General features: G+C 66.8%; 9 protein-coding genes and 2 tRNA genes. 7 read left to right on the plus strand and 4 right to left on the minus strand.

Annotated elements, in window-relative coordinates; genetic code table 11:
- The first annotated feature begins 105 nt into the window (after positions 1–105).
- A complete protein-coding gene (locus AC0V2Y_RS21515; protein WP_475414597.1) occupies positions 106–1,020 on the plus strand; it encodes a LysR family transcriptional regulator in 915 nt (304 codons plus the stop codon).
- Here the strand turns inward: AC0V2Y_RS21515 and mug are convergent.
- Positions 1,001–1,522, minus strand: a complete 522-nt coding sequence (mug, locus tag AC0V2Y_RS21520) for a G/U mismatch-specific DNA glycosylase (RefSeq protein WP_475414598.1) — start codon at positions 1,520–1,522, stop codon at positions 1,001–1,003. The two genes, AC0V2Y_RS21515 and mug, sit on opposite strands and share 20 nt — an antisense overlap.
- Positions 1,523–1,672: 150 nt before the next feature.
- Here mug and AC0V2Y_RS21525 point away from each other — a divergent pair, with 150 nt between their 5' ends.
- Both AC0V2Y_RS21525 and AC0V2Y_RS21530 read left to right on the plus strand, forming a co-directional pair.
- Entirely contained in the window at positions 1,673–2,149 is a 477-nt protein-coding gene (locus AC0V2Y_RS21525; RefSeq protein WP_475414599.1) for a (2Fe-2S)-binding protein, read from the plus strand.
- Positions 2,146–4,452, plus strand: a complete 2,307-nt coding sequence (locus tag AC0V2Y_RS21530; RefSeq protein ID WP_475414600.1) for a xanthine dehydrogenase family protein molybdopterin-binding subunit — start codon at positions 2,146–2,148, stop codon at positions 4,450–4,452. Before AC0V2Y_RS21525 ends, AC0V2Y_RS21530 begins: the two co-directional genes overlap by 4 nt.
- On the opposite strand, the gene AC0V2Y_RS21535 is transcribed toward AC0V2Y_RS21530, so the two are convergent.
- A complete protein-coding gene (locus tag AC0V2Y_RS21535) occupies positions 4,449–5,645 on the minus strand; it encodes an MFS transporter (RefSeq protein WP_475414601.1) in 1,197 nt (398 codons plus the stop codon). The two genes, AC0V2Y_RS21530 and AC0V2Y_RS21535, sit on opposite strands and share 4 nt — an antisense overlap.
- A gap of 110 nt (positions 5,646–5,755) precedes the next feature.
- Here AC0V2Y_RS21535 and AC0V2Y_RS21540 point away from each other — a divergent pair, with 110 nt between their 5' ends.
- Complete coding sequence (locus tag AC0V2Y_RS21540) at positions 5,756–6,556, plus strand: helix-turn-helix transcriptional regulator (RefSeq protein WP_475414602.1); 801 nt, start codon at positions 5,756–5,758, stop codon at positions 6,554–6,556.
- Positions 6,557–6,603: 47 nt separating this feature from the next.
- Here the strand turns inward: AC0V2Y_RS21540 and AC0V2Y_RS21545 are convergent.
- A tRNA-Met gene (locus AC0V2Y_RS21545) sits at positions 6,604–6,680 on the minus strand.
- A gap of 142 nt (positions 6,681–6,822) precedes the next feature.
- Positions 6,823–6,899 (minus strand) — tRNA-Met (locus AC0V2Y_RS21550).
- A 185-nt stretch (positions 6,900–7,084) separates the two neighbouring features.
- Between AC0V2Y_RS21550 and AC0V2Y_RS21555 the strand changes: the two genes are divergently transcribed.
- The 3 genes from AC0V2Y_RS21555 to AC0V2Y_RS21565 all read left to right on the plus strand — a co-directional run.
- Entirely contained in the window at positions 7,085–7,663 is a 579-nt protein-coding gene (locus AC0V2Y_RS21555) for an NUDIX hydrolase (RefSeq protein ID WP_475414603.1), read from the plus strand.
- A gap of 30 nt (positions 7,664–7,693) precedes the next feature.
- The gene (aat, locus tag AC0V2Y_RS21560) at positions 7,694–8,410 is read left to right on the plus strand and encodes a leucyl/phenylalanyl-tRNA--protein transferase (protein ID WP_475414604.1); all 717 of its coding nucleotides are present in this window, start codon (positions 7,694–7,696) and stop codon (positions 8,408–8,410) included.
- A 72-nt stretch (positions 8,411–8,482) separates the two neighbouring features.
- On the plus strand, positions 8,483–9,176 hold a 694-nt coding region (locus AC0V2Y_RS21565), incomplete at its 3' end, for an arginyltransferase (RefSeq protein WP_475418365.1).

Genomic DNA, 9,176 nt, shown 5'->3' on the forward strand with positions numbered 1-9,176 from the left:
CCGCGGCGAAGGACTCCAGCTTACGTACTTGCATCCAGAAAGAGAATCCCATAAGATTGAGAATGATTCTTCCAAAATTTGATAGGTCGCACATGAAAACAATCGATGGATAGGCTGGAATCCATGAGCATCCTGCTGGCGGTGGTGGACGCGGGCAGCCTGTCGGCCGCCGCGCGCCATCTCGGCATGCCGCTGGCTAACGTCAGCCGCAAGGTGGCGGCGCTGGAAGCGCACCTCAACACGCGCCTGCTGCACCGCACGACGCGCCAGTTGTCGCTGACGGAAGCCGGCCATGCCTACGTGGCCGCATGCCGCCGCATCCTCGAAGAGATCGACGAAGCGGAGCGCATGGCGACGGGCGAATATGCGGCGCCGAAGGGCGAGCTGACGATCACGGCGCCCGTCGTGTTCGGACGCCTGCACATCGTGCCCGTGGTGGCGGCGTTCCTCGCCCACTATCCGGACATCGAGATCAAGCTCGTGCTGACCGACCGCGTGCTGCACCTGATGGACGAGCAGATCGACGTGGCCGTGCGCATCGGCGACCTGCCCGACAGCAGCTTCATGGCGACGCGGGTCGGCACGGTGCGCCGGGTCGTGTGCGCCAGTCCCGGCTACCTGGCCACACATGGCACGCCGGCGGTGCCGGGCGACCTGGCAACCCATGCCTGCATCAGCTTCGAAGTGCTGGAATCGCGGCGCGCCTGGGTCTTCGGCACGGGCAAGGCTACGCAGTCCGTGCCCGTGCATTCGCGCCTGGCCGTCAATACGGTGGATGCGGCCATCGCCGCCGCCACCCTGGACGCGGGCGTGATCCGCGTGCTGTCGTACCAGGTCATGGATGCCCTGCGCGACGATGCGCTGCGCATCGTGCTCGCACCGTTCGAAGCGGCGCCCTTGCCAGTCAGCCTGCTGCACAAGGGGCAGGCGCCGCTGCCGTTGAAATTGCGCGCCTTCCTCGATTTCGTCACGCCGCTGTTGCGCGCGGTGGAACTGGACGTCAGCCCAGCGCGCGCCTGAGCTCCGCGTAGGCATCGACCAGCCGCTCCTTCGAATAGCCGCGATTGAGGCCACTGGGATTGGGCAGTATCCACACGCGGGCGCCGCCGAAGCGCTCGGGCTGTTCGCCCCATTCCAGCTGGCGTTTTCCCGTCATCGCCGCGTAGGCGGCCTTGCCCAGGAAGGCGATCCACTGCGGCTGCATCAATGCCAGTTTGTGCTGCAGGCCGGCCGCCGCCTGCGCGAATTCATCCGTTCCCACCTGGTCCGCGCGGCTGGTCGGGCGCCCGACGGCCGCCGTCAGGCCCAGCCCGAAACCGAGCACGCTGGCGTCGTCCTGCGGCGCCACCAGGTGCGGCGTGAAGCCGGCCAGGTGCAGCACGGGCCAGAAACGGTTGCCGCGGCCGAGAAAATGGTGGCCGGCCGCCGCCGCGTCCACGCCGGGATTGAGGCCGCAAAAAACCACCTGCAAGCCGGGAGCGAGAATGTCGGGCAAGCCTTGCGCCACTGCGATGTATGTCATGGAAAACTCCGATATCAGAAGCCGCAGTATGCCACCGGCCCCCGCCCTGCAGCGCAGGGCGGCTGGTGCTACCATCCGATACTGATGCGCTCATCCATATGCCGGATGGCCGTCGCGCTTCCCCGCATCCCCCCACTCCGAGGAATACACATGACGACCCTGACCATCAATGGCAAGCAGCACGACCTTGCGCTGCCTGAAGACACGCCCCTGCTGTGGGCCCTGCGCGACGAACTGGGCATGACCGGCACCAAATTCGGCTGCGGCATGGCCCTGTGCGGCGCCTGCACCGTGCATCTCGATGGTGAAGCGATCCGCTCCTGCGTGACGCCCGTGTCGGCCGCCGCCGGCAAGAAGATCACCACCATCGAAGCGGTGGGCGACGACCAGGTCGGCCTGGCGCTGCAGCAAGCCTGGCAGAAGCACGGCGTGCCCCAATGCGGCTACTGTCAGGCCGGCCAGATCATGTCGGCCACGGCCCTGCTGCACAAGACGCCAAGACCGAACGACCGGCAAATCCGCGAAGCGATGAGCGGCAATATCTGCCGCTGCGGCACCTATACGCGCATCCACGCGGCCATCAAGCAGGCCTCGGCCAGCATCCACGCGAAAGGAGCGGCCAAATGAGCAGCCATGACACTGCCGCCGCACATTCGCCCGCGCGGCGCAACTGGCTCAAGGCCGCCGGCGCGCTGGCCGGCTTGACCCTGATGGCCGGCCCTTCCGGCCTCGTGATGGCGGCCGACGCCGTCAAATACGGCGGCGACAAGATGGCCGGCGGCGTGGTTGACGACGCCCTGGTCTTCCTGTCTGTCGCCGCCGACGGCATCGTCACCATTGTTGTACACCGCTCCGAAATGGGCCAGGGTATCCGCACCAGCCTGCCCATGGTGGCGGCCGACGAACTGGGCGCCGACTGGGCGCAGGTGCGCGTGCGGCAGGCGCCCGCCGACGAAGCGCGCTACGGCAGCCAGGATACGGACGGCTCGCGCAGCATGCGCCACTCGTTCCGCGCCATGCGCCACGTGGGCGCCACGGCGCGCCTGATGCTGGAAACGGCAGCCGCCGTGCGCTGGGACGTGCCCGTCACGCAAGTCAAAGCCGTCGACCACACGGTCGTGCATGCGGCCAGCGGACGCTCGCTATCGTTCGGCGCTCTGGCCGAGGAAGCCGCCAAACTGCCGGTGCCGCCGCGCGCGCGCATCAGCCTGAAAACGGCGGGCGAGCTGCGTTATATAGGCCAAAGCAGCACGCGCGGCATCGACCTGCACGACATCGTCACGGGCAATACCCACTTCGGCATCGACACGCGCCTCGACGGGATGGCGTATGCCGTCATCGCCCGTCCGCCCGTCTTCGGCGGCAAGCTGAAAAGCGTGGACAAGACGGCGGCCCTGAAAGTGCCGGGCGTGCTGCGCATCGTCGAACTGGCGGGCAGTCCGCCGCCGGCCATGTTCAATCCGCTGGGCGGCGTGGCCGTCATCGCGACAAATACCTGGGCCGCCATCAAGGGCCGCGAAGCGCTGGTGCTGGAATGGGACGATGGCCCGAACGGCGGCTACGATTCGAAAACCTTCCGCAAGACCCTGGAAGCGGCCGTGCGCCAGCCGGCCAGTCCGGCGCGCGACCAGGGCAGGACGGTAGCCACCCTGGCCGCCGCTCCCGCCGCGCGCAAGCTCAGTGCCGAATACTATCTGCCGCACCTGGCCCACGCCACCATGGAGCCGCCCGCCGCCACCGTGCGCATCGCCGGCGGCAAGGCCGAAGTGTGGGCCTGCGTGCAGGCGCCGCAGGCGACGCGCAGCAACGTGGCCAAGGCCCTGGGCCTGGCATATGACGACGTGACCGTGCACGTGACCTTGCTGGGCGGCGGCTTCGGGCGCAAATCGAAACCCGATTTCGCCGTCGAGGCGGCGCTGCTGTCGCAAGCCATGGATGGCGCGCCCGTCAAGCTGACGTGGACGCGCGACGACGACCTGCAGCACGACTACCTGCACACGGTGTCCGTCGAACGGCTGGAAGCGTCGCTGGACGCGAATGGCATGCCGACGGCCTGGCTGCACCGCACGGCCGCGCCCACCATCACCTCGACCTTTGCCGCCGGCGCGAACAAGCAGGCGCCGTTCGAGCTGGGCATGTCGGCCATCAACGTGCCGTTCGCCATTGCGAACATCCGTGTCGAAGTGCCCGAGGTGCCGGCCCACACGCGCATCGGCTGGTTCCGCTCCGTGTCGAACATCCCGCACGCGTTCGCCATCCAGTCGTTCACGGCCGAACTGGCCCATGCGGCGAAGAAGGACCACCGCGACTACCTGCTGGCATTGCTGGGTCCCGCGCGCAAGATCAACCCGGCCGACCTGTCCGACGGCTGGAACTATGGCGAAGACCCGGCGAAGTATCCGGTCGACATAGGCCGCATGCGCCACGTGATCGAGCTGGCTACGGCCAAGGCGGGCTGGGGCCGCAAGCTGCCCAAGGGACGGGGGCTGGGCCTGGCCGTGTCCTACAGTTTCGTCACCTATGTGGCGGCCGTGATCGAAGTGGAGATCAACGCGGCCGGCGAAGTCATCGTACCCAGGGTCGATATCGCCATGGATTGCGGCCCGCAGATCAACCCGGACCGGGTCCGTTCGCAGATCGAGGGCGCCTGCATCATGGGCCTGTCGCTGGCCATGAGCGGCGAGATCAGCTTTAAGAATGGCCGGGTCGAGCAAAGCAATTTCCACGACTATAGCGTGCTGCGCGCCGCCGACGCGCCACACGTGATCCACACGCACCTGGTGCCGGGCACGCTGGACATGGAGCTGGGCGGCGTGGGCGAGCCGGCCACGCCGCCCATCGCGCCCGCCCTGTGCAACGCCATCTTCGCCGCCACGGGCAAGCGCATCCGCGCCCTGCCCGTGGGCATGCAGCTGGCGAAAAAGGCTTAAGTCCGCCGCGCGGCGGGCAATTGCAGCAGCAGCGCGGCGGCGGCGACCAGGCCTGCGCCGGCCGCCAGCAGCCACATGGGCCAGTCCAGCAGGAGCAGTACCCCGCCTGCGGCGGCGCCGATGGCGCTGCCCAGGTACAGCGCCGATTCGTTGAGGGCGATGGCCAGGTTGCCGTCGCCCTGCCGCGCGCGCACGGCCAGCAGCCGCTGGTTCTGCGGCACTTGCAGGGCCCAGCCGGCCGCGCCCCACAGCACGATGGGTGCCAGCATCAGCCACGCCGACCAGCCGGCCGCCAGCGGCAGCGCGCACAAGGCCAGCGCCAGCAACAGCAGGATGAGCCAAGTCAGTTTCGGCGCCGCCACCTTGTCCGCCCATGGCCCGACCAGCACGCTCCCCGCGATGCCGCCCACGCCCCACGCCCACAGGAAGGGCGTGGCGGATATCGCGGCGCCGTGCGCGGACCACGCCAGCAGCGGCGCAATAAACGTGTACATGCCCAGGCTGGCGATGGCCGCCAGCAGCGACACCAGCAGGATGGCCAGCACCTGACGATCGGCCAGCAAGGCCAGCTTGCGGCGCAGCGACATGGCCGGCGCCACCGGCAGCGCGGGCAGCTTCCACAGCAAGCCCGCCAGCGCCAGCGCACCGAGCATGGCGACCAGCCACAGGGCCGCCGTCCAGCCCAGCTGCTGCGCCAGCAGCAAGCTCAATGGCACGCCCAGCACCGTGCCGCCCGCCATGCCGCCCATGATCACGCCGATGGCCTTGCCGCGCTGCCGCGGCGCCGACACCCCCGCCGCCGCCGCGATGCCCAGCGCCAGGTAGACGCCCGCCCCGATGCCGGCCATGGCCCGCCACGCCAGCAGACTGGCAAATCCGGGTGCCAGCGCGCTGGCCCCGTTCGCCAGCACGAACACGCCCAGGGCGAGCAACAGGCCGGCGCGTTGCGCGCGCGCCGGCAGCAAGGCCACGGCCAGGGGCGAGCCGAGACCATAGGCCAGGGTAAATGCCGTCACCAGCTGCGCGGCCATCGCCAGGGAAACGGAAAACGCGCCGGCGATCATCGGCATCAGGCCCGCCGTCACATACGACGCCATGCCCAGCGCGAACGCGCCCACGGCGATCAGGTAGACGGTAGCGGGCAGCGCGGCGGCGGCAGGCGCTGCGGCACGGGAGGAAGAATAGTCAGACATGGGCAAGCCTTCGGGAAGAAAGCAGGCATTCTGGAATACAATATAAACAATTACAATTTAACTGTTTATGCTATTACTGATAGCAACAGCCTCACCGGAAAACCCCCACCATGCGCACCTTGCAACGCACCCGCCACGAACTGGCCGCCTACCTGCAGGCGCGCCGCGCGCGGCTGTCGCCCGAGGACGTGGGTTTGCCCGGCGGCGGGCGGCGCAGGACACCGGGCTTGCGCCGCGAAGAAGTCGCGGCGCTGGCCGGCGTGGGGCTGACCTGGTACACCTGGCTGGAGCAAGGGCGCGACATCGGCGTCTCCAGCGCCTTTCTCGACAAGCTGGCCGAAGTGCTGAAACTCGATGCGGCGGAACGGCGCCACCTGTTCCTGCTGGCGCATGCGCGCCCGCCCGCCGAGGAAGGCAAGACGTTTTGCGTGGTGCCGCCGCCCGTGCGCCGCCTGATGCACGAGCTGGCGCATCCGGCGTATGTGCTCAACCTGCGCTGGGACGTGCTGGCGTTCAATGCGGGCGCGGACGCCCTGTTCGGCTTCGGCGCGCATGTGCCAGCGCGCCGCAATCTGCTGTGGCTGTTGTTTACCGATCCGCTGCTGCGCTCGCGCTTCGCCGGCTGGGAAGAGCAGGCGCCGCTGATGCTGTCGAGCTTTCGCCGCGACTATGCGCGCGCCACGCAGGAAGCGGACATCCACGCGCTGGTGGAAGAGCTGGAAAAGGTCTCGCCCGAGTTCAAGCTATGGTGGCGCCGCCATGACGTGCATGCGCCGTGTGCCGGCGTGCGCCGTCTGACAATCGATGGCGAGCAGGCCGCGTACGAGCACACCTCGCTGACCATCGATGCGGACCGCCACTTGCGGCTGGTCGTGTATGCGCGCCAGCTGGCAGACGACATCGCGCCGTAGAAAGAAAAAACCGCTGGCCCTCTTGCGAGGAACCAGCGGCTTCGAATTGGTTGCGGGGACAGGATTTGAACCTGTGACCTTCGGGTTATGAGCCCGACGAGCTGCCAGACTGCTCCACCCCGCAGGCGAATTATATACCAGATTGTTGCGCGACGTAAAGGGCATGATTTGACAATGTCATGCCTGTCCCGTCTGCCGGAGTGTGCCGTTGGCCAGCAATGAAAAAAGCCGCTGCTCTTTTGCAAGAGTCAGCGGCTTTCCGGTATTGGTTGCGGGGACAGGATTTGAACCTGTGACCTTCGGGTTATGAGCCCGACGAGCTGCCAGACTGCTCCACCCCGCACTCGAATTATAAGGGCAAACGGGCGGCTTAGGCAATAGCTATCTCAACTTCGCCTGCAATAGAGCCATTTAATTTCAAAGTCCGGCCAATTGCCGATTGGCATTGTGTCCGCCCGTCACGCCACACAGCGCGCAATCGGTGTACAGTAAGCGTTACACTAGACATCCATTTTCCTAAGCCTGCCCATGAAATTCTGCTCCGAATGCGCCCATCCTGTCAGCCTGTCCATTCCGGAAGGCGACAACCGTCCCCGCTATGTGTGCGCCAACTGCGACGCCATCCATTACCAGAACCCGAAAATGGTGGTCGGCTCGATTCCCGTCTGGGAAGAGGATGGCCAGTTGCAGGTCTTGCTGTGCAAGCGGGCCATCGAGCCGCGCCTCGGCTACTGGACCCTGCCGGCCGGCTTCATGGAAAACGACGAAACGACGTCCGACGCGGCCGAGCGCGAAACGGTGGAGGAAGCGGGCGCGAATATCGAGCTGGGTCCCCTGTTTTCGCTGCTCAACGTGCAGCGCGTGCACCAGGTGCACCTGTTCTACCTGGCCCGCCTGCGCGACCTCGATTTCGCGCCCGGCATCGAAAGCCTGGACGTGCGGCTGTTTACGGAAGCGCAGATACCCTGGGATGACCTGGCCTTCCCCACCATCCGCGCCACCCTGGAACTGTTCTTTGCCGACCGCGTGAAAATCCGCGAAGGCGGCAGCTACGGTGTGCATACGGGCGACATCACGCGCCCGATGGCGCGCACGGATGCCGAGTAAGCCCCCATCACCTGCCATTTTTGACGCCGCATGATTCCCTGGCTCGACATCCACACCCCGTTCCCCGACGTCTCGCGCGCCCTCACCGACGAAGCGCCCGGCCTGCTGGCGGCCGGCGCCGACCTGTCGCCCGCGCGCCTGCTCGACGCCTACAAGCGCGGCATCTTCCCCTGGTTTTCCGAGGGCCAGCCCATACTCTGGTGGAGCACCGATCCGCGCATGGTGCTGATGACGGCGGACTTCAAGGTGTCCGACAGCCTGGCCAAGGCGATCCGCAAGGTCGAGCGCAGCGCCGCCACGGACGGACGCTGGCAGCTGCGCTTCGACGGCGATTTCGACGCCGTCATGCGCGCCTGCGCGGCGCCGCGCAAGGATGGTCCGGGCACCTGGATTTCCGACGACATCATCGCCGGCTACACGGGCTTGCACAAGCTGGGCTATGCGCACTCGTCGGAGCTGTGGCTGGACGGCGAACTGGTGGGCGGCGCGTATGGCGTGTCGATCGGGCGCATGTTCTACGGCGAATCGATGTTCGCCCGCGTTTCGGATGGCTCGAAGATCGCGCTGGCGCACCTCGTGCGCTTTTTGCGGGCGCGCGGCGTGGCCATGATTGACTGTCAGCAAGAAACGAAACACCTGGCCTCGCTGGGCGCGGCGCCCATTTCGCGCGCGCGCTTCCTGGCCCATGTAAGGATCGCCATTGAAGCAGCGCAAATCACCGATTGGCATGCTGCGCCGCCGGCGTAAAAAAGCTATGATATCTCCAGGCACACCGCCAGGCACATTTCGATTGCTGCGGACAGACCAGACAGGATCAGCATGACGCACCTGAACGAACTACCGTTTGCCACCCTGCAGTTCTACACGACGGCACCGTATCCGTGCAGCTACCTGGACGATCGCCAGGCCCGCTCGCAGGTGGCCACGCCTTCGCACCTGATCAACAGCGACGTGTATTCGGAACTGGTGCGCAACGGCTTTCGCCGCAGCGGCATTTTCACCTACCGCCCGTATTGCGACGGCTGCCAGGCCTGCATCCCCGTGCGCGTGGTGGCCGGCGAGTTCACGCCGAACCGCAACCAGCGCCGCGCCTGGAGCCGGCACGCCGACCTGCAGGCGGGCGTGGCCACCCTGTCCTTCCTCGACGAGCACTACGAACTGTATCTGCGCTACCAGAGCACGCGCCACGCGGGCGGCGGCATGGACCAGGACAGCCGCGACCAGTACGCGCAATTTTTGCTGCAAAGCCGGGTCAACACGCGCCTGGTGGAGTTCCGCGATGCCGAAGGCACGCTGCGCATGGTCAGCATCATCGACGTGCTGGCCGACGGCCTGTCATCCGTCTACACATTCTTCGATCCCGACGTGCCGGGCGCCTCGTACGGCACCTACAACGTGCTGTGGCAGATCGCCCAGGCGCAGGAACTGGGACTGCCCTACATCTACCTGGGCTACTGGATCGCGCAAAGCCCGAAGATGGCGTATAAAATCAACTTCAAGCCGCTGGAAGCGC

This window comes from Janthinobacterium sp. BHSEK, from assembly GCF_056174685.1.